At 72.3% G+C, this 19,732-nt stretch carries 16 protein-coding genes; 8 read left to right on the forward strand and 8 right to left on the reverse strand.

Annotated elements, in window-relative coordinates; genetic code table 11:
* Nucleotides 1-6 precede the first annotated feature (6 nt).
* Nucleotides 7-2,442 (reverse strand): type VI secretion system Vgr family protein, encoded by a 2,436-nt coding sequence (locus tag WMF20_RS28985; RefSeq protein ID WP_437605166.1) that lies wholly within the window; start codon nt 2,440-2,442, stop codon nt 7-9.
* Nucleotides 2,443-2,754: 312 nt separating this feature from the next.
* Nucleotides 2,755-3,615 (reverse strand): N-formylglutamate amidohydrolase, encoded by an 861-nt coding sequence (locus WMF20_RS28990; protein WP_437605167.1) that lies wholly within the window; start codon nt 3,613-3,615, stop codon nt 2,755-2,757.
* 205 nt (nt 3,616-3,820) lie between these two features.
* Between WMF20_RS28990 and WMF20_RS28995 the strand changes: the two genes are divergently transcribed.
* On the forward strand, nt 3,821-4,981 hold the full coding sequence (locus WMF20_RS28995) for a hypothetical protein (RefSeq protein ID WP_437605168.1): 1,161 nt from the start codon (nt 3,821-3,823) through the stop codon (nt 4,979-4,981).
* Between the two features lie 44 nt (nt 4,982-5,025).
* Here WMF20_RS28995 and WMF20_RS29000 read toward each other — a convergent pair whose 3' ends face one another.
* Nucleotides 5,026-5,814: a VOC family protein gene (locus WMF20_RS29000; protein WP_437605169.1), complete on the reverse strand. Its 789-nt coding sequence runs from the start codon at nt 5,812-5,814 to the stop codon at nt 5,026-5,028.
* Nucleotides 5,815-5,987: 173 nt separating this feature from the next.
* On the opposite strand from WMF20_RS29000, the gene WMF20_RS29005 reads away from it, so the two are divergent.
* The gene (locus tag WMF20_RS29005) at nt 5,988-7,424 is read left to right on the forward strand and encodes an amidase (protein WP_437605170.1); all 1,437 of its coding nucleotides are present in this window, start codon (nt 5,988-5,990) and stop codon (nt 7,422-7,424) included.
* Between the two features lie 30 nt (nt 7,425-7,454).
* Here WMF20_RS29005 and WMF20_RS29010 read toward each other — a convergent pair whose 3' ends face one another.
* On the reverse strand, nt 7,455-9,422 hold the full coding sequence (locus tag WMF20_RS29010) for a hybrid sensor histidine kinase/response regulator (protein WP_437605171.1): 1,968 nt from the start codon (nt 9,420-9,422) through the stop codon (nt 7,455-7,457).
* A 371-nt stretch (nt 9,423-9,793) separates the two neighbouring features.
* Between WMF20_RS29010 and WMF20_RS29015 the strand changes: the two genes are divergently transcribed.
* On the forward strand, nt 9,794-10,477 hold the full coding sequence (locus WMF20_RS29015) for a glutathione S-transferase family protein (RefSeq protein WP_437617182.1): 684 nt from the start codon (nt 9,794-9,796) through the stop codon (nt 10,475-10,477).
* 88 nt (nt 10,478-10,565) lie between these two features.
* On the opposite strand, the gene WMF20_RS29020 is transcribed toward WMF20_RS29015, so the two are convergent.
* Together WMF20_RS29020 and WMF20_RS29025 are read right to left on the reverse strand one after the other, a co-directional pair.
* A complete protein-coding gene (locus WMF20_RS29020; protein WP_437605172.1) occupies nt 10,566-10,916 on the reverse strand; it encodes a hypothetical protein in 351 nt (116 codons plus the stop codon).
* Complete coding sequence (locus WMF20_RS29025; RefSeq protein WP_437605173.1) at nt 10,913-11,296, reverse strand: phage holin family protein; 384 nt, start codon at nt 11,294-11,296, stop codon at nt 10,913-10,915. Before WMF20_RS29025 ends, WMF20_RS29020 begins: the two co-directional genes overlap by 4 nt.
* A gap of 507 nt (nt 11,297-11,803) precedes the next feature.
* On the opposite strand from WMF20_RS29025, the gene WMF20_RS29030 reads away from it, so the two are divergent.
* Nucleotides 11,804-12,358: a hypothetical protein gene (locus tag WMF20_RS29030; RefSeq protein ID WP_129577484.1), complete on the forward strand. Its 555-nt coding sequence runs from the start codon at nt 11,804-11,806 to the stop codon at nt 12,356-12,358.
* Between the two features lie 347 nt (nt 12,359-12,705).
* Complete coding sequence (locus WMF20_RS29035; RefSeq protein ID WP_129577485.1) at nt 12,706-13,125, forward strand: VOC family protein; 420 nt, start codon at nt 12,706-12,708, stop codon at nt 13,123-13,125.
* 97 nt (nt 13,126-13,222) lie between these two features.
* Here the strand turns inward: WMF20_RS29035 and asnB are convergent, their stop codons facing one another.
* Nucleotides 13,223-15,073: an asparagine synthase (glutamine-hydrolyzing) gene (asnB, locus tag WMF20_RS29040; RefSeq protein WP_437605174.1), complete on the reverse strand. Its 1,851-nt coding sequence runs from the start codon at nt 15,071-15,073 to the stop codon at nt 13,223-13,225.
* A gap of 442 nt (nt 15,074-15,515) precedes the next feature.
* Between asnB and WMF20_RS29045 the strand changes: the two genes are divergently transcribed.
* Together WMF20_RS29045 and WMF20_RS29050 are read left to right on the forward strand one after the other, a co-directional pair.
* Nucleotides 15,516-16,274 (forward strand): hypothetical protein, encoded by a 759-nt coding sequence (locus WMF20_RS29045; protein WP_437605175.1) that lies wholly within the window; start codon nt 15,516-15,518, stop codon nt 16,272-16,274.
* A 3-nt stretch (nt 16,275-16,277) separates the two neighbouring features.
* A complete protein-coding gene (locus WMF20_RS29050; protein WP_437605176.1) occupies nt 16,278-17,876 on the forward strand; it encodes an aldehyde dehydrogenase family protein in 1,599 nt (532 codons plus the stop codon).
* A gap of 88 nt (nt 17,877-17,964) precedes the next feature.
* Here WMF20_RS29050 and WMF20_RS29055 read toward each other — a convergent pair whose 3' ends face one another.
* Nucleotides 17,965-18,951, reverse strand: a complete 987-nt coding sequence (locus WMF20_RS29055; protein WP_437605177.1) for a LysR family transcriptional regulator — start codon at nt 18,949-18,951, stop codon at nt 17,965-17,967.
* A gap of 175 nt (nt 18,952-19,126) precedes the next feature.
* Between WMF20_RS29055 and WMF20_RS29060 the strand changes: the two genes are divergently transcribed.
* The gene (locus WMF20_RS29060) at nt 19,127-19,711 is read left to right on the forward strand and encodes a malonic semialdehyde reductase (protein WP_437605178.1); all 585 of its coding nucleotides are present in this window, start codon (nt 19,127-19,129) and stop codon (nt 19,709-19,711) included.
* Nucleotides 19,712-19,732 lie beyond the last annotated feature (21 nt).

Below are 19,732 nucleotides of genomic sequence, written 5' to 3' on the forward strand. Positions count from 1 at the left end.
CCGCGCTCAGAGCTTCGTCACGGCGATCTGGTGCGCGAGGACCGCCCCGATGACCGCGCCGATGGCCTGCTGCTTGAGGTAGGCGCCGGTCTGCTTCATCAGCGCCCCGTACGTGTACTTCTTGGCCCCCGCGTTCTCGATCTTCACGAGCGCGAAGTCGAGCTTCAGCCCGTACGCCGCCTGGTAGATCACGGCGTGGTCCGTCTTGAGGACGCCGCTCGCGCCCTTGTAGAGGTAGAGCTCGTGCTTGCTCGGCGTGATGTCGAACGTCAGCCCGAGCACCTCCCACTTCAGGTCGGTGGCCGTGATCTTCGCCTTGGGCGCCTTGATCACGAAGCTCGTGTCGCTCTTCAGCTCGACGTTGTCGCCGAAATGGCCGTTCCAGGTGGTGGCGACCTCCGTCTTCCAGCTCTGGTAGTCGTCGAAGCTCTCGGCCGTGACCTTGTGCTTCCACGGCCCGGTCACCGTCGACGAGCCCTCCGGCTCGATCGTCTGCTCGAACTTGCCGTGGACGTCGTGCTTCATCCCGCCGCTCGTGATGGTCAGCTCCATCCCGTCGGTGATGGTCTGCTTCATGCCGCCGGCTTCCACGGTGTCCACGCGGCCCGTCTTGATCGTGGTCGTGCGCGTCGCGTAGTACGTCTCCGTCGCCGCGCCGGTGACCTGGAGCGTGTACGTCGCGCCGACGCCCGCCCAGAGGTCGCCCACCACCATGCTGAACTTCTGCCCGGCGACGTTCTCCCAGGAGTTGCCGCCGATCCAGGACCCGCCGTCGCCGCACGTCGTCTCGAGGTAGCTGAACGTGACGTCGACGACGCTGCTGCCCGCGATCGCCGGGTCGGCGTTCTCGGGGGACAGGAACGTGCCGACCTGCGTCTCGCCGTCGCCCGTGTAGACCGAGGAGTGGCCGCCGCTCGGCGTGCCCATGTAGATGCCGGTGCGGTTGTTCGGCGTGTGGAGGAAGATGAACTCCTTGCCCTGCTCGTCCTCGAGCACGAGCTGGTTGCCGCTGCCGGTCCGGATGATGTTCTGGCTGAGGTTGCGCTCGCCGACGACGCTCGGCCGGTGCGCGTTCGGCACGACCCCGGCGATGAACGGCCGGTCCGGGTCGCCGCCGAGGAAGGCGATCATCACCTCGGTGCCCTTGCGCAGCGGGAAGTGGAAGCCCTCGGTCGTCCCGCCGTGGGGCTGCATCATGCGCACCCGCGTCGAGACGCGCGCGTCGGGCAGGCCGCTCGTGTCGAACTCGAAGCGCACGAGGTAGCGGCCGTCGGCGTCGATCTGGGCGTACAGGCTGTCGGCGGGGCCGCAGACGACGGCGTTCTCGAACCCGTAGATGCGCGGCCACGGCGTCGTCTGCGGCGCGCGGAACTGCACGTCGGCCGGGATGGCGAGCAGCTTCACGCTGTAGATGTCCTTGTCCGAGAGCCGCGTGAGCTTCGCGATCTCCGGCGTGATCCCGGCGACCGACGCGGCGTGGTGCACCTCCAGCGCGAGCCACTCCTCGCCGACGTCGCCCGGCTGGTCCTCCAGCGAGAGCCGGTACCCGGCGCGCGGGCCGAGCACGTCGCCGCTGCCGCGCAGGGTCACCTCGCGGCAGCCGATCGACTGCGCGCGCACCTGCGCGAGGCGCTCGGCGTCGCTCTGCATGAAGACGCGGAAGCCGTACTCGCGGATCGCGCCGAGGCCGTTCTGGGTGATGCTGCTCTCGCCCCTCACCGACGCGGACGGGTTCGAGTAGTTGTAATCGGCGATGGTGACCGTCTTCGGGAGCCACTGCACGTCCTGCTCGAGGTGGTGCAGGCCCGGCGGCGCGGTCACGTCGTCGCCGAAGAGCGGGACGTAGCGCACGGCGCCGCCGCCCGGGAAGTCGTCGTGCAGCCCGCGGTCGTCCACGATGACGAGCACCTCGCCGGGCCCGTCCTCGGGGTGCTCGAAGTAGTAGTAGAGCCCCTCGCGCTCGAGCCACCGGTGGAAGAACGCGAGGTGCGTCTCGCGGTACTGCGCGACGAACTCCTCGACCGGGTAGTCGGCCTCGTCGATCGAGAAGCGGAACTCGCTGGTCGCGAGCCCGCCGCTCTGGAGCGTCGCCGAGAGGAACTCCTTGACGGCCTGGTTCGTGAAGACGTGGCTGCGCCAGAAGTGGCGCAGGAGCCAGAGCCTCGGCACGAGCAGCGCCTGGTACAGCGCCCGATCCGCGTTCTGGTGCAGGAGGCGCACGCTCGCGATCACCCCGTGCAGCACGAACGGGTCGTTCCCCTCGCCGCGGTTCGCGCGCACGGTCGCCCGCTCGCCCACCGCCTTGCGCACGTCGGTGTTGGCGGGGACGGAGAAGAAGAGCTCGAACTCGTACGGCTGCGAGACGTGCTCGGTGCCCCGGAAGCCGATGAAAGCGACGCTGGCGAGCGCCGAGCACGAGAGCGTGAAACCGTCGTGGCGCATCAAGAGTCTCCCGTCGCAGACCTAAGTGTTGACGGCGGAATCTCGGCGCATCGCGCCGCGGCGTCAACGCTCGGCTGCTCCCGGGCGGCGCCGCGAAGCAGCGGATCCGGCGGTGGGATGAGCGCGCACGTGTGCGCATCCGACGCCTGACCGCACAGCGCCGACGACGGGCGCGCACCGCGTGTTCGCGCCGCGCCGCCGCGCGGTGGCGGTTTTGTGCAGCGTCATCGCGCGATGGCGGCGTCGTCATCGCGCCATGGCCGCATCGTCGCGCCTTCGTCATCGCGCCATGGCGGCATCGTCGCGCCTTCGTCATCGCGCCATGGCGGCGCCGTCATCGCGCGGCGCGGCGTGCGGCGCCATCGCGCCGTGGCCTCGCGCGGCGGCCGCGAGCGCGGCCACGACGCCGCGCGCGAAGGCCCGGAGGCGCGCGACGTCCTCGGGGCGAGGCGTGAACGAGCGCGCGTCGCAGTAGAGCCGGCGGGCGAGCTCGACCTGGAGCGCGTGCACCCCCTCGTCGCGGCGCGCGTGCCGCTCGATCGCGTGGCCGCCGGGGAACGGGTCGTCCAGCGCGAGCGACAGGCCGTGCGCGCGCGCGACGTCGGCGACCGCGTCGCGCGCCCAGCCGGCCGCGCTCGCGCCGCCCCGGGTCCCGAGCACGACGTCGGCCGCGCGCGGGAACAGGACGTCGGGGTAGCTGTGCGCCGACACGAGGATCGCCACGCCGTGGCGCGCGCGCGCGGCGGCGAGGCGCGCGGCGACCTCCGCGTGGTACGGCTCGAACACCTCGCGCACGCGGCGCTCGACCTCGGCGCGGGGCGGCGGGCTGTCGAGCCACGCCTCGCCGCTCGCCGAGCGCCGCCGCACCTCCCGCAGCCCGTAGGGGAGCTTGTCCTCGTAGGGCGTGGGCACGCGCGGGGCCGTGTTGAGATCGATGACGAAGCGGCTCGCCGTCGCCACCACGAGCGCGGCGCCCTCCTCTGCGACGTCGCCGAAGAGCGCGTCCGCCGCGATGTCCGCGTCGGCCACGAGGGCGCGCTCCGGCACCCGCGTGAAGCGCGCCGCGCGCTCGTCCACGGCGAGGCCCGCGTGCGGGACCTCGACGACCACCGGCCCCGGCGCGGCGGGCTCGTGGACGCGGAACGGGCGGAACGGAGGCGGCGGCGCGGACATGATCCTCTCCGCGGGTGTACGCGCGGGACGCGCGGGAGGAAACGGGCTCCCGCGCCCTCGCCGGGATCGCCGGTCGTCCGCGCCCTCCGGCGTTCGTTCGCGCGCGCGTGCGTTCGTTCGCGCGCGCGTGACCGCGCGGAGGCGCCGCCGCGGCGGCGCAGAGTTTTTCGCACTGGCGCCCCGCTTTGCGCTCTCATGGCGGGCCATGGAACCCCGGATCTGGCTGCTCGTGAGCAACCACCACCTCGACGCCTGGCTGTCGTCGCTCCTGGTGGACGGCGTCGCGACGGCCGGCCTGCTCGTCCTCGCCGCCTACGCCCTCCGGTTGTCGCTCCGCCAGCGCCGCGCCGCCGCGCAGGCCGAGGCCTCGTTCGACCCCGGCGTGGCGCTCGCGCCCGGCGAGGCCGTCGTGAAGGGCACCGTCGAGCGGGCGCAAGGGGCGGACGTGGCCGTGCGCGTCGAGGTCGAGCAGGAGGGGTCCGAGACCGAGAGCTCCGGCGTCTGGAGCCACGAGTGGTCCGAGACCGACCGCAAGGTCCGGGTGCAGCCCTTTTACCTTCGCCACGCCTCCGGCGCGCGCATCCGCGTGGAGCCGGGCGAGGACGTGATGCTCGTCGACGCGCTCGACGGCATCATCCTGGTCGATCGCAAGAAGCGCATCCGCGTGGCCGAGCTCGTGCCCGGCGAGGAGGTCTTCGCGGTCGGCGAGCTCCGGCGGGCGCCGGATCCAGAGGCGCCGACCCAGGGATACCGCGGCGTGGCGCAGGGATTCCTGCTCGTGCCCCCGCGGTGGCAGCGCATGCTCCTCTCGTCCGAGCCGCTCGGGCAGCGGTTCGCGCGCAGGGCGGCGTTCCACCTGCGGTGGGGCGCCTTCGCCGCGGTCGCGTCGATCATGTTCAACGCCGCGTTCGCGGGCTTCCACGCGCGCCGCTGGCTGGGAGAGACGGTCGATGTCCGCGTGACCGAGCTGCGAGAGGTCGAGAGGGGCGACACCGACTACCACGAGGTGACGGTGCAGGGCGAAGGCGGCGCCGCGTTCGTGGACGAGGTGTCCTTCGCCGCCTTCGCCCGACTCCGGAAGGGCGACGCGCTGAGGGCGCGCCATGTCCCGTCGTGGCCGTTGGCCAGCGCGATCGGCCCCGGCGTGACGGCCCACTCCGCGGCCTGGGTCGCGCTGCCGCTCCTCGGCGTCGTCGCGCTCGCCTACCTGATCCGCTCGCACAGCGCACTTCCCTGGTACGCGAAGAAGGTGGTCGATGGGGGGACCGGCAAGCTGCCCGACGTCGGGCCAGGCGGGCAGGAGCCCCTCGCGCAGAGGGCCCCGAAGCGCCCGGAAGGCCGCCGCCGGAAGACCTCGTCCGGCTGACGGCCCGACGGCGCCGCGCGGCGCCGTCGCGCGCCAGGGCGCGGTCAGCCGCCCGCGTTCGCGAGCATGCTCGGCTTGATGAGGGTGAAGGCCGCGCCCCAGGGATCGGTGACGACCGACTGCCGACCATACGGCGAGTCGAAGGGCGGCACATGCACCTTGCCGCCCAGCGCCTCGACCTTCGCGAGCGCGGCGTCGAGGTCGTCGACGGCGAAATACGTCATCCAGTGCGGCGGGACCTCGGCCGGCCACCGCTCGTTCATCTGGAGCACGCCGCCCGCCGTCTTCTGGCCCTTGTGGAGCGTCATGTAGTCGATCCCTGGCGCGTCGAGCTTCCGCGCCTCGAGGTCGAAGACGCGACAGTAGAAGTCCGCCGCCCTCTTGTGATCGCGGGTGTTCACCTCGTGCCAGATCATCGATCCGTGCTCGAGGATGGCCTGCGCGCCGGTGTGGCTCTTCGGCTCCCAGACGCCGAAGGCGGCGCCGGTCGGGTCGGACGCGATGAGCATGCGCCCGTGATCCGCCACGGTCATCGGCCCCATCATCACCTGCCCGCCGTTCGCGCGGATGCGCTCGGCGATCCGGTCGGCGTCCTCGGCGTCGAAGTAGACGCACCACACCGAGGGGAACGTGGCGTCCGCCGGCCGCTCGCCGATGCCGGCCGCGCGGCGCCCGCCCAGGCTGCACGTCGTGTAGTGGTGGAGCTCCGGCGGGCCGACTTCGAAGGTCCACCCGAAGAGCGCGCCATAGAACTTCATCGCGCCGTCGAGGTCGGGCGTCATCAGATCGACCCACGACAGGGTCCCCGGGGTATGCCGCTCAATCGTGCTCATGTGAGGTCCTCCGTGCGGTGGCGTGAACGGCGGCGACCCTATCACGGCGCCCGCCATCGACGGTGGTCCCGGCGCGCGCCGCCGCGCCGCCGCGCCGACCGGCGCGCATTGCGCGGCGTCGCTTCTTTCTTCCATCCGCCGCGCGCGGGAGCCTCGTATAAGGGACCTGCACCATGAAGATCTCCGAGTACACCGCCTTCGATGCCCTGGGCCTCGCGGAGCTGGTCCGCCGGCGCGAGGTCACCCCTTCCGAGCTGATGGACGTGGCCTCGACCGCCATCGAGCAGGTCAACCCCGCCCTGAACGCGGTGATCTCCTCGCTGCGCGACGACGCCGAGCGGGCGATCCGCGCGGGGCTGCCGGAGGGGCCGTTCACCGGGGTGCCGTACCTCGTGAAGGACCTCGGCATCCTCGTCGCGGGCACGCCGACCGGCATGGGCTCTCGGCTGTTTCAGGGCCTCGTCTCGCCCGCGGACGACGAGCTCATGACGCGCTTCCGGCGCGCGGGGCTCGTGGCCTTGGGCAAGACGAACACCCCGGAGCTCGGCCTCAACGTGGTCACCGAGCCGGCGGCGCACGGGCCGACGCGCAACCCGTGGCGCCCGGATCGCACGCCCGGGGGCTCGAGCGGCGGGGCGGCCGCCGCCGTGGCGGCGCGGATGGTGCCGATGGCCCACGGCAACGACGTCGCCGGGTCGATCCGCATCCCGTCGTCGTGCTGCAACCTCTTCGGGCTGAAGCCCACCCGCGGCCGCGTCCCGACCGGGCCGATCGAGGGCGAGGTCCTGATGGGCTTCGCCACCGACCATGTGCTGACGCGCTCGGTGCGGGACAGCGCGGCGCTGCTCGACGCGATCGCCGGGCTCGACGCGGGCGCGCCGTACTTCACGGCGTCGGGGCCGCGGTCGTTCCTGGAGGAGGCGCGCACGCCGCCGGGGCGGCTGCGGATCGCGTTCACCGACGCCTCCTGGAGCGGGGTGCCGGTGCACGACGAGTGCAAGCTGGCGGTGCGCCGGGCCGCGGCGCTCTGCGAGCAGCTGGGGCACGAGGTCGTGCCGGCGCGGCCGGAGATCGCGTGGGACAAGGTGCGGATCGCCTTCCGGATGCTGCTGTCGTACCACGCCCACATGTTCGACCGCGTCTGCCCGCTGTACGGGCTCGCGGCGGGGCGCGACACGCTCGAGGCGACCACGCTGACCATGGCCGAGGCCGGCCGGCGGATGAGCGCCGTGGATCTGCACGACGTGCTCGTCGCGCGCGACCAGCTCGCGCGGCAGCTCGGGCAGTTCTTCATGCAGTTCGACGCCCTGCTCACGCCGACGCTGGCCACGCTCCCCATCCCGCTCGACACGCTCGACGCGAACGATCCGACCGTGAGCGCCGAGGGCTGGCTCGACCGGATCTTCGAGTTCGCGGCGTTCACGCCCCTGTTCAACGTGAACGGGAGCCCGGCCATGTCGGTGCCGCTCCACGTGAGCGCCGACGGCGTGCCGGTCGGCGTGCAGTTCGCGGGCCGGTACGCCGACGACGCGACGCTGCTGCGGCTCGCCGGCCAGCTCGAGCAGGCGGCGCCGTGGGACAAGCGCCGGCCGGGGATCTGCGCGAAGTGAGCGGGCGTCCCCGCGCCGCGCGCCTCCGGCTCAGCTGACGTTCTGCGCGAGCCGGCGCTGTCCGGCGGCGATCAGCGGCTGCAGCACCGCGCGCGAGACCGGCTTGACCAGGTGATGGTCGAAGCCGGCCGCCCGCGAGCGGCGCCGATCTTCTTCCTGGCCGTACCCGCTCAGGGCCACGAGGAGCGCCCGCTCCAGCTCGGGCCGCCGGCGGAGCTGCCTGGCGACCTCGTACCCGTCCATCCCGGGCAGCCCGATGTCCAGCAGCACGACGTCCGGGAGGAACGCCGGGGCCGCCGCGAGCGCCTCGGGGCCGCTCCTCGCCATGGCGACCTCGTGGCCCAGGGCCTGCAGCAGCATGACGAGGGACTCGGCCACGTCGGGGTTGTCCTCGACGACCAGGATGCGCCTCGAGCTCGCGGGAGCCGGGCGCGCCTGCGGGAGCGCCGCGGAGGGCGTCCCCGCGCCGCCGGCGTCGGCCACGAGGGTCTGCGCCGGCAGCCGCACGATGAGCTCGCTCCCCTTCCCCGGCCCGTCGCTCACGGCGCGCACGGACCCTCCGTGCATCTCGACCAGGCGGCGCACCAGCGTCAGACCGATGCCGAGCCCCCCCTGGGACCGGTCGGGCCCGCAGTCTCCCTGGGTGAACAGATCGAACAACTTCGGCAGGAGGCGCGGCGGGATGCCCTGTCCGGTGTCCTTGATCCGGATCTCCAGGCCGTCCCCCGTCCGCTCGCCCGTGACCCAGATGCGGCCCCCTGGCTCCGTGTACTTGGCCGCGTTGTGCAGGAGATTCGTGATCACCTGCGTCATCCGGGTCGCGTCCACCTCGAGGTGCACGGCCTTCATCGGGAGCGAGATCATCAGCTCGAGGTCGCGCTCCTCGACGAGCGGGCGGACGGCCTCCACGGCCTGGCCCACGATCGCGGCGAGCTCCGCCTTCTCCTTGTGGAGCTGGATCATGCCGCGCGTGATGCGCGAGACGTCGAGCAGGTCGTCGACGAGCCGCACGAGGTGCTCGACCTGGCGGTCGATGATGGCGTAGGCCTTCTCCAGGCGCTCGGCGTCGCACGGCTTCTGGCGCATCACCTCCAGGAGGCTGCGGACCGGGGCGAGCGGGTTGCGCAGCTCGTGCCCCAGCATCGCCAGGAACTCGTCCTTGTGCCGGTCGGCCTCGGCGAGCTGCTCCGCTCGGTGCTGGAGCGCCTCTTCGAGGAGCTTCCGTTCGGTGATGTCGACGCACGCGCCCGTCATGGCGACGGGGCTCCCGCGCGCATCGCGCAGGATCGTCCCCTGATCGCGCAGCCAGCGGACCGATCGATCGGGCTCGACGACGCGGAACTCGACGGTCAGCTCCGTGCCCTCGCGGAGCGCGGCCTGGAAGGCGCTCCGCACGGCCGCCTGGTCGTCGGTGTGGATGAGCTGGATGAAGTCCTCGAGGGTGCGCACGTCCGTGTCCGGCGCCGCGCCCATGAGGCGCTCCAGGCTCCTGTCCAGGGTCTCTCTGTCCTCGGCGATGTTCCAGAGCCAGGTGCCCATCTTGGCGGCGTCGAGCGCGACCCGCAGCCGCTGCTCGCTCTCGCGCAGCGCCAGGTCTGCCAGGTGGCGCTCCGTCCGATCGCGCACGACCTTCGCGAAGCCGCGCAGGTTGTTCGCCTCGTCCCTGAGCGGCGTCATGATGCCGCTGCACCAGACGCGGCTGCCGCTCTTCCGGAGGTGCCAGCGATCGTCGGACGCCCGGCCCTGCGCCAGGGCGGTCCTCATCTCGTCGGCGAGCACGCCGGCCCGGACGTCCTCGGGCGTGTAGATCAGCTCGAGCGACTTTCCGAGGATCTCCTCCTCGGTGAACCCGAGGACCTCGGTGGCTCCCCCGCCCCACGCGATGACGTCGCCGGCCGGATCGGCGATGAGGATGGCGTAATCCTTCGTGTTTTCGACGAGCAACCGATAGAGCTCACGCTGCCACATATCCTGTCGGGCTCTCTGTTCCTGGTCCATCGGACGCACGCCTCTCTTCCAGCGACTCCTCGCTTCGCGGCCGGGCGGCGTGCCAGGAGGGTTCGATCGAGGTCCTCACGTCGGCGCTGCGGTGACGCGCCCGGGGAGAAGCAACCCGCGATCCACGCGGATCCGCGACGTCGTGCGCGCAGGGGCGCGGCGCTCGGGCGTCCGCCGCTCGCGGGGCGCGGGCCGACCGAGCTGGCGCTGCGGGACGAGGGGGCCGCGCCGAGCTGCCCGGCCCTCGGAGCGGCCTCCCCTCCTCCCGGCATTGCGCAACATGGCTGTCGCGGCGTGGCTCCCAGTCGCTCATGCAAAACAACGTTTCACGCCGAGGAGAGATCCATGAGAGAGAGGACGATCGAGCCGTGATGGCCAGGCGGGAGGTGAGCGTGAGACGAGGCCTGTCGTCCATCGCCGGGATCGGCCATCCTTCGCCGATGCAGCTGTGGCTCGCGTTCACCTCCCCGTTCGCCCGCAAGGTCCGCATCGCCGCCCACGAGCTGGGCCTCGCAGGTGAGATCGAGCTGGTCGAGACCGATCCGTGGACGGACCCGCGTCTGCGCGCGGTCAACCCCCTGGCCAAGGTGCCGACCCTGGTCCTCGACGACGGCGAGATCCTCTATGAATCGTCCGCGATCTGCGATCACCTGGACGAGCGCGCCGGCGGCGGGCGCCTCGTTCCCCGCTCCGGCCGCGAGCGTCGCCGCGCCTTGCGGCTGCAGGGCCTGACCGACGGCGCGGCCACGGCCGCCGGGCGCCTGTTCGCCGCCGAGCGCCGCGCCGCGACGCAGCCGGACCCGATGACCCCGCGGTTCGAACAGGCGATCGCCGCGTCGCTCGACGCGCTCGAGACCGAGCCGCTGTCGACCGAGGCCTTCACCATGGCCGAGGTCGGGGCCGCGTGCCTGCTCGGCTACCTCGACTTCCGCTGGCCCGATCGCGACTGGCGCCCCGGGCGCCCGGCCCTATCGGCCTTCTGGGCCGCCGTGGCCAGCCGCCCCTCGATCGTCGAGACGGCGCACCGCCTGCCCACGGCCGCTCCCCACCCCTGAGCGCGCGTCGCCCCGGCGCGCGGTCCGCGCCCGGACGGCGAGCGGGCGCGCCGCTGGCCCAGCCGGCCGCGGGCGGGCGCGTCCGGCGCTATCGCCGCAGCGTCTTGTAGACCATGTAGCCGAGGCCCAGCGTCAGCGCGACGAGCACGGCCCCGCCGATCGCGGCGAGCGGCAGGACCTTCGCTCGCGCTTGCCGCTCCATCTCGCCGACGCGGCTCACGAGGTGCTCGCGGACCGCGTCGGCCCGCTGCTCGAGGCGCTCGCGCTCCGGCGAGTCCTTCGCCTCCTTGTCCCTGACCGCGGGCCCTGCGGCGCCGCGGGCCGCGACGACCTCCTCCTCGTTCCTCCGCTCGAGCTCGTCCAGGCTCGCGCGGACGCTCTCGCGGAGCAGGGCGGCGCGGCGTTCCAGATCGTCGATGCCATCGGTGTTCGTGCTCATGCGATCTCTTCCTTCAGCAGGTTGGCCTGGGCCTCGGCGTGCTCCTTCGTGGCGTCGAGCGGCGGCTCCCGCGGGATGAGCCGGTATCCGACGAGCCCGGCGACCCCCGCCGTGACGAGCAGGACGCCCGCGATGATGAGGGCCGGGACCGGCCCGCCCATCGCGAGCGCCGCCGCGACGAGGAGCATCGCCAGCGTCAGGATCGCGGCGGCGAAGGCCACGCCGAACGCGATGGCCGCATTCTTGAACTTGGCGACGTCCCGCTTTGTCTCGTTCCTCGCGAGCGCGACCTCGATCCGGATCAGCTCCTGTGTGTCCTGGATGGCGTCCTTCACGAGCTCGACGAGCCCGCTCTCCTTGGGCTGATGGTTGTTCGCCATGGCTTCCTCGCGTGGGGTGGGTCGGCCGGGGACCCCTCCATCCGGCGCCTCGCCGGCGGGCTCATCCGCTCGTCCGCATCGGTCAGCTCCGTCAACGGCCAGTCGTGGGAGGTGCCAATGCATCCATCGGACCAGTCAGAGAGTTTGTGGGAGGCTCCCCGCTGCGCGGACTGACAGGTCTTCCGAGTCGATGGCAGCGTCCTTTGCGCCACATGTGGCGAGCCTGCGCGTGCAGCGTAGGGCGGCTCGCCCGATGCGCCGCGAGCGCCGCGCCGGCGGCCGGCGCTCCGCCGCGGTGCGGCAGGGCGCTCTTCCGGCGCTGGCTGGGACGCCCGGGTGAGCTGCGTCGGACGCTCGTCGCGGCCGGGGCGACGCGACCCGATCGGGGCGGCGGCGATCGGAGCCTCGTCGGCGGGCCTCGCCCCCGCGGCTGCGCGGGGCGTCTTGAGGCTCGCGGCGCCGTCCACGCCTGGTGTAGATACCTGTCCACGTTCAAAGGAGACAACCATGAAGGCTCGGATGTGGCTGATGGCGCTCGCGATGCTCACGGCCGCTGGATGCGGGAGCGACGGCGGCGAGGCGGAGAGCGCGATCTGTACAGGCGCGGGATGTACGTGCAGCGGGTTCGACTGTGAGTGCGTGGCAGGCGCCGATTGCAAGACCGACTGCGGCTCGGAGGCGTGCGCGCTCGATTGCTCGATGGGTTCGAAGTGCAACGGCAGCAGCGAGGAAGCGCTCGTGCTCCAGTGCGTCGACACGAGCGAGTGCAAAGGCGACGGCGGCGACGGCAGCGTGCTCACGTGCACGCAGCAATCGAGCTGCGATCTGAAGGGCGGCGTTCGCGCCACGGCGATCTGCCGGGATCAGGCCGTGTGCACGTTCGACATGGGCTCGGGCTCCAACATCTTTTGCGAGAGCGAGAGCCGCTGTGACCTCAAGTGCTACGCGGATTGCGCCGTGAGGTGCGCCGCGACGGCGGAGTGCACGGTGAGCTGCGGCGCAGCCGGCACGCCCGGTGAGACGTGTCCAGACGGACGCGTGGTGTGCGGCACGGCGTGCTGAGTGAGGCGCGCGCGTCCGCTGGGCGCCGTCGTCGGCGCCGCCCCGCGGCGCAGCGCGCCGCCCCGCCGGGCGCCCGCGGCCGCGCCGCCGTCGTCGTGGAGCCGCCCGAGTCGCCGCCATCCGAGCCCTCGCACAGCGCGTGGCTACGGCGGCCCCTGGCTCGAGCTGTCCGCGCTGTTCCCCGAGCGCCAGCGGGCGCGGCGGCGGCGGGCTCGGCGCTCCCGCGCTTTTCCAGGGCAGGCGGACCTGGTAGACACGGGGCGGGTCGATTCTTTTTCGCCCGACCGATGAATCCGACCCCGGGCGGGCGTCAGTAGCTTCGAACCCACCCCACCGTGGAGGCGACCATGTCAACGAACCGTTCCCGTATGCTCTTCGTCAACCTGCCCATCCGTGACCTGAAGCGGTCGGTCGAGTTCTTCACCAAGCTCGGCTTCTCGTTCAACCCGCAGTTCACCGACGACAAGGCGACCTGCATGATCGTCAGCGAGCAGGCGTTCGTGATGCTCCTCGTCGAGGAGCGCTTCAAGGACTTCACCAAGAAGCAGATCTGTGACACCGCCACGTCGACCGAGGGGATCTTCGCGCTGTCGGCCAACAGCCGGGCCGAGGTCGACGAGCTGGTGAACACCGCGATCGCGTCCGGCGGGACGGAGGCGGGCGACCCGTCCGATATGGGCTTCATGTACTTCCGGCGCTTCTACGATCTCGACGGCCACCACTGGGAGGTGATGCACATGGACCCGAGCGCCGTCCCGCCGCAGTAGCACCTCGCCGCCAGGCTCGTGGTGCGCGGCACCCTTCGGAGCGGCATCGCGCTCGCGACGGGTGGTGCGGCGGGAGGCCGCCGTCGGCAAAGCGCGCTCAGAGCGCGAGCTTCACCTCGTAGCGCGCCAGCCAGTCATTGAGCAGGAGGACCTGCTCCACGCTCGACCGGGAGACCTCGTCCGAGGGCCCCCCGGCGCTCGACGCAGCGGCGCGGGCGCGCGCCGCGTCGAGCAGCGGCAGCACCGGAGCGTCCTTCTGGGCGAGGAGCCGGCCGAGCTGGCCGCGGAGCGCCTGCGCGTACGCGGGATCCTGCGTCGCCGGATACGGGCTCTTGCGCCGCTCCAGCACCGAGCGCGGCAGGAGATCGTCGGCCGCGGCGCGCAGCAGGCTCTTCTCGTGCCCGTCGAAGGTCTTCATCGACCAGGGCGTGTTGAACACGTACTCCACGAGTCGGTGGTCGCAGAACGGGACCCGGACCTCGAGCCCGGTCGCCATGCTCATGCGATCCTTCCGGTCGAGCAAGAGCTGCAAGAAGCGCGTCAGGTGCAGGTAGCAGATCTCGCGCATGCGCCGCTCCTTCCCGTCCTCGCCCGGCAGGCGCGGGACCTCGGCGAGGGCCTCCGCGTAGCGCCCGGCGATGTAGCCCTGCACGTCGAGCCGCCCGAGGAGATCCGGGGCGAGCAGCGTCGCGATGGAGCTCGCGCTCCTCATCCGCGTGCGCATGGAGCTCCACGGGAACGTCTCGGCCGCCACCGCCTCCGGGTCGTGGAACCAGAGATACCCGCCGAAGACCTCGTCGGCCGACTCGCCGGACAGGGCCACCGTGGAGCGCTCCCGGATGGCGCGGAAGAGCAGGTACAGCGACGCATCCATGTCCCCGAAGCCGACCGGGATATCCCGGGCCCGGAGCACGATCGCGCGGACGGCGGGATCGGCGAGCTCGGCCGCGGAGAGCACGATGTCCGCGTGATCCGACCCGACGTGCCGCTGGACCTCCGCGACGTAGGGCGCGTCCGGCGTGCTCCGCAGCTCGTCCGCCTTGAAGTGCTCGGCCTGGCCCACGAAATCAACGGAGAAGGAGCGCACCGGCCCCGCGCCCGCCTCGCGCAGGGTCTTCTGGGCGAGCGAGGTGACGGCGCTTGAGTCCAGCCCTCCGGACAGCAGCGTGCACAGCGGCACATCGGAGATGAGCTGGCGAGCGACGATGTCGTCGAGCAGCTCGCGGACGGTGCGGATCGTCGTCGGGAGATCGTCGGTGTGCGGCCTGGACTCGAGCGCCCAGTAACGACGCTCGGTGACGCCTTCCCTCCGGACGCGCACGACGTGGCCGGGGCGGACCTCGCGCATGTCGCGGAAGACGGCGAGCCCCGGCGTCTTGACGAAGGCGAAGAGCTCGCGCAAGCCGGTCTCGTCCACGACCGGCGGGGCGAGCGGGTTCGCCAGGATGGCCTTGGGCTCCGAGCCGAAGAGCACGCCCGAGCCGGTCGACTGGTAGAACAGCGGCTTGATGCCCATGCGGTCCCGGACGAGCAGGAGCTCTTCTTCGCGGGCGTCCCAGAGGGCGAAGGCGTACATGCCGTTGAGTCGCTCGGGGAAGCTCGCGCCCCACTCGAGGTAGGCGCGGAGGACGACCTCGGTGTCGCTGTTCGTCCTGAATCGGTGTCCGCGGGCCTCGAGCTCGCCGCGCAGCTCGCGGAAGTTGTAGACCTCGCCTGTATAGACGAGGACGGCGGCCGGCGCGCCGTCTTCCTCGGCGGTCATCGGCTGGCGCCCGCCGTCGAGATCGATGATGGCGAGGCGGCGGTGCCCGAGGCCGGCGCGCGGCGTGAGCCACAGCCCCTCATCGTCCGGTCCGCGGTTCTTCATCGTCCTCGTCATCGTTTGCAGGACGTCGCGTTCCCGCGTCAGATCGCGGGCGTAATCCACCCATCCAGCAATGCCGCACATGGGACCATCGCCTCCTTACAGCACAGCGCCGCCGCGCTGCCGACGGCGGGCTCTCTGACCTCGCCGCGACTCTCGCAGGTCGCTCGTCGTTGGGTGGACGAGCGTAGACAGCGCGGGCGCATCGTGCAACCAGCCTGGCCAGCGCGGCATTCGCCGGTCGAGCGGGAGGGCGCGGAGATCTGGGATACAAAGGCGAATGGCAGGAGCGCGGCGTGGCAGGAGAGCTAACGCCTACGGTGTTGCGACCAACTCCCAAGCACGCTCAAGCGGCCCGTCCGCACGGCGCGCCGGCCGCGAGCGCGGCTCCGCCTGGGTCGAGCGGGGGCGCGTCCGGCGCCCCACGCCACATCACGACCGGCACGGTTGCTGCAGCCCGTCGCGGCGACCGAGGACACGTGCGCTTCACGCACGCCGCCGCGCGCCGCCGGGAGGGCGGCCATCGATGATGGAACCTGATGACGAGAACGCCCCATTCGATGCGCCGGTGTCCTTCGGGTTCGAGAGCGATGCCGAGGCGGACGCCACGTGCCTTCTGATCACCTGGTTCGCCGTCGTGGAGTCGGCGGCGCTCGGGGTCTTGCCCGTCCTCCCGGCGCTCGATCTGGCGCGGGAGCGCGGCGACCTCCGCTATCTCGATTCGTTCTTCGCGCACGGCCTGAAGCACCTCCGGGACGAGCAGGCGCACGCGAATCTCTGGTGCGAGGCGCTCCTCGATTTCACCCGCGCCTACCCCGACGTCGTCGAGCGCGCGCGCCTCCCAGGGTGGCTCATGAAGTCGATGCTCCGCAGGGTCGCCGTCCCGCACGACGTGCTCGAGTTCGCGGTCGACTGCCTCGCGTTCGAGGTGGTGATGAGCGCGTTTTACGAGATCGCCGCGCCGCGCCTCTCGTATCCTCCGCTCGGGCCGGTGTTCCGACGCCTCGCCATCGACGAGCGCGCGCACACGGCCTATGACCGCGCCTACTTGGAAGGCTACTTGTCCCGATCCAGCCTGCCAGCGCACCTCCGCGCGATCTCGCGCTACTGGTGGCACACGGCTGGCGTGCTCGCGACGGTGGTACCGCTGCTCCGGGCGCTCGATCGCCACAGGCCCCTTCCTCGCGGCGCCTTCCGCCGGAGGCTCGCCGCGCACATTCAAGGGTCAGGGATGCCTGGCTGCCGCCGCATCGCGCCCGCCCTGCTTGGCCAGCGAGCTGCCTAGTCCATGGGGTCGATCGTCGAGGAGGGATGGATCCATGGCACCTCGCCGCTCGACGGCGCGCCGCTGTCGTCCGTGCGGGTGACGGCCGCCGAGGACATCGCCGGGGTGGCCCACGCCGCCCGGCGGGCCCAGGCCGCCTGGGCACGGCGGCCCGTCGCGGAGCGGGCGCGCGTCCTCGCCGAGGCCGGGCGGCGCCTGCTAGGGAGCGCCGACGAGATCGCGCAGGCGCTCCACCGGGAGCTGGGCAAGCCCATGGCGGACGCGTACGGGGTCGATCTCGGCTCGACGCCCGAGGTGTTTCGGTATTACACGACGCGCGGCGAGGCGTTCCTCGGGGCCGAGGCGGTCGCCTTCAACCCGGTCATGTTTCCGCGCAAGAGGGCGCGCGTCGAGCGCCTGCCGCACGGGGTGGTCGGCCTCATCACGCCCTGGAACTACCCGGTGTCCGTCGCGGTGCACAACCTCGTCCCGGCGCTCCTCGCGGGCAACGCGGTGGTGCTGAAGCCGTCCGAGCACGCCGCCCGGACCGGCGCCGCGCTCGCCGGCGCGCTTCGCGAGGCGCTGCCCGAGGCGCTGCTCGGCCTGGTGCAGGGGGGCGCCGAGGCGGGCGCGGCGCTCGTCGCCGAGGTCGATCACGTCGTCTTCGTCGGCGGCGTCGCGGGGGGGCGGGCGGTGGCGCGCGCGGCCGCGGATCGCCTCATCCCGGCGCAGATCGAGCTCGGCGGGAAGGACGCGGCCATCGTGCTGCGCGACGCGGATCTCGAGCGCGCCGCGCACGGCGTCGCGTGGGCGGGCTTCGTCAACGCCGGCCAGAGCTGCGCGGGGATCGAGCGCGTGGTTGTGGAGGCGGAGGTGTTCGAGGCGTTCGTCGAGCGCCTCGTCGCCGTCGCGGAGCGGCTGCGCGCCGGCGACGACGGCGGCGCGCCGGGCACGGTGGAGATCGGCCCCATGGTCACGGAAGCGCAGATGGCGCGCGTCGAGGCGCACGTGCGCGCGGCGGTCGCGGCCGGCGCGCGGGTGCGCTGCGGCGGGGCGCGCCGGGGTAACTTCTATCTTCCGACGGTGCTCACGGGCGTCGACCCGTCGCTCGACCTGCTGCGCGAGGAGACCTTCGGTCCCGTGCTCCCCGTCATCGCCGTTCCGGACGCGGTCGCGGCGGTCCGCGCGGCGAACGAGAGCGTCTATGGCCTCACGGGGAGCGTGTGGACGCGAGACGTCGCGCGGGGCGAGGCGCTCGCCCGGGAGCTGCGGGTCGGGGTCGCCACGGTCAACAACCACATGTTCACCGGCGCGGCGCCGCAGGCCGTGTGGACGGGGCGCGGGTGCTCGGGCTACGGCGTGCAGAACGGCCCCGAGGCCCTGCGGGCGATGACGAGGCCGCGGCTCGTCGCGGTCGACGAGAGCACCGCGTCGCGCGAGCTCTGGTGGTTCCCGTATGACCGCGCGTTCGTGGAGATGTCGCGGGGAATGGTGCGCTCACTGGGCGCAAGCTCGGGGCTCGATCGGCTCTCGTCGGTGGGCCGGATGGTGCGCGGCGCCGCTCGGCGGTGGATCGGGGCGCGCGCGGCGTCGCGCGCCCGGCATGCGTGGGGGCGAGGATGAGGCGGGGCCGGTCCTCGTCGGGAAGATGGATATCGCTGCTGGCTTCTCGACGCGCACGCGGGACACGCTCGCATCGGTCGTTGCCAGGCTATCCGGAGGCGCGCCGGGCGCCGCCGGGCGATCTCGAGCGCGGGCGCGGGCCGCTCTTCGCCGCCCGCTTCGGCTTCGGCGCGCCCGCCCGCGGGAGGAGATCCCCCCCTCCCCACGCCACCACCGCGTCGATGAAGGCGCGGAGCTGCGGCGGCATGAACTCCCGCTCCGCGTAGATCACCGCGAAGTGCGATTCCCCCTGGATCGCGCCTTTCAGTACGTGCACGAGCGCGCCGCTCTCGAGGTGCGCGCGCGCGAGCGGCTCCGGCAAGAGCGCGATACCGAGGCCCTTGAGCGCGGCGTCGCAGAGCAGGTGCATGTCGTTGGTGAAGAGCGCCCCCTCGACCTGGAACTTGCCGCCGGAGGACGGCCAGTGCGTCTGCGGCAGCTCCCCCCGGGCGAAGCCCATGAGGCAGCGGTGGCCCCGCAGATCGCGGCGCGTGCGCGGCGCGCCGCGGGCCTCGAGGTACGCGGGCGAGGCGACCGCGAGGAGCGGGTGGCGCATCAGCGTCCGGGCGACGAGGCCGGGCTCGAGCGCGGAGCTCGCGCGGAGCGCGACGTCGTAGCCGCCGCGCCGGAGATCGACGAGCTGCGTCGTGCTGTGGACGTGGAGGCGGACCTCGGGGTAACGCCGCGCAAAATCGCAGAGCATCGCGCTGAAGCTCGCGCCCATCGTCGGCGGCACCGAGACGCGCAGCTCGCCGCGCACGGCGTCGTCGGCCTTGCGCACGCTCGCCTCGGCGTGGTGGACGGCGTCGAGCACGATGCGGGCGTGGCCGTAGAGCGCCTCGCCCACGTCGGTGAGGGTGAGGCTGCGCGTCGTCCGGCGGAGCAAGCGCACCCCGAGCCGCTCCTCCAGCCGCGCGAGGCGGCGGCTGATGGTGGCGCGGGGGACGCCGAGCTCGGCGGCGGCGCGGGACAGGGATCGGGCCTCCACGGTCTTCGAGAAGGCGAGGAGCTCGGAGGTCTCGAGCGGTTCGTCCATCTGGATCAAATCCTGGCAGGTGCTTCCAACTGTTGATGCATTGTTACAAGCGCGTCCACGGCCCAGAATGCTCGCTCATGAACGACGAGGCACGGCGAGCCCGCGCTCGCGACCTGACGCGGGATCTCACGGAACGACTCGCCCCACCTCGACCACGTACCACGGAGCAATCCTCATGAGCGACCAACTCCTCCAGCGGATCTTCCTCGAAGCCCGCACCCACAACGGCTGGCTCGCCGAGCCCATCGACGACGCGACCCTGCGCCGCCTCTACGAGGCCCTGCGCCTCGGGCCGACCGCGGCCAACACCGTGCCGGCGCGGATCGTCTTCGTGAAGAGCCCCGAGGCCAAGGAGCGCCTGCGCCCCTGCCTCGCGCCGGGCAACGTCGAGAAGACCATGAGCGCGCCCGTCACCGCGATCATCGCCTATGACACGCGCTTCCACGAGAAGATGCCGAAGCTCTTCCCGGCGCGCCCGACGATGGGCGAGACCCTCTCCGCGATGCCGCCGGAGCAGCGCGACTTCTTTCTCCTGCAGAACGCCTCGCTCCAGGCCGGCTACCTGATCCTCGCGGCCCGCGCGCTCGGGCTCGATTGCGGGCCGATGGCCGGCTTCGACCGGGAGAAGGTCGACGCCGCGTTCCTCGCCGACGTGCCGTGGAGATCGATCCTCCTCATCAACCTGGGCCACGGTGACCCGGAGAAGCTCTACCCGCGCAACCCCCGCCTCGATTTCGAGGAGGCCTGCCGCATCGCGTAGCGTTCGGCATCGAACCGGCCG

This window comes from Sorangium sp. So ce834 (assembly GCF_051521425.1).
GTDB lineage: Bacteria > Myxococcota_A > Polyangia > Polyangiales > Polyangiaceae > Sorangium > Sorangium cellulosum_D.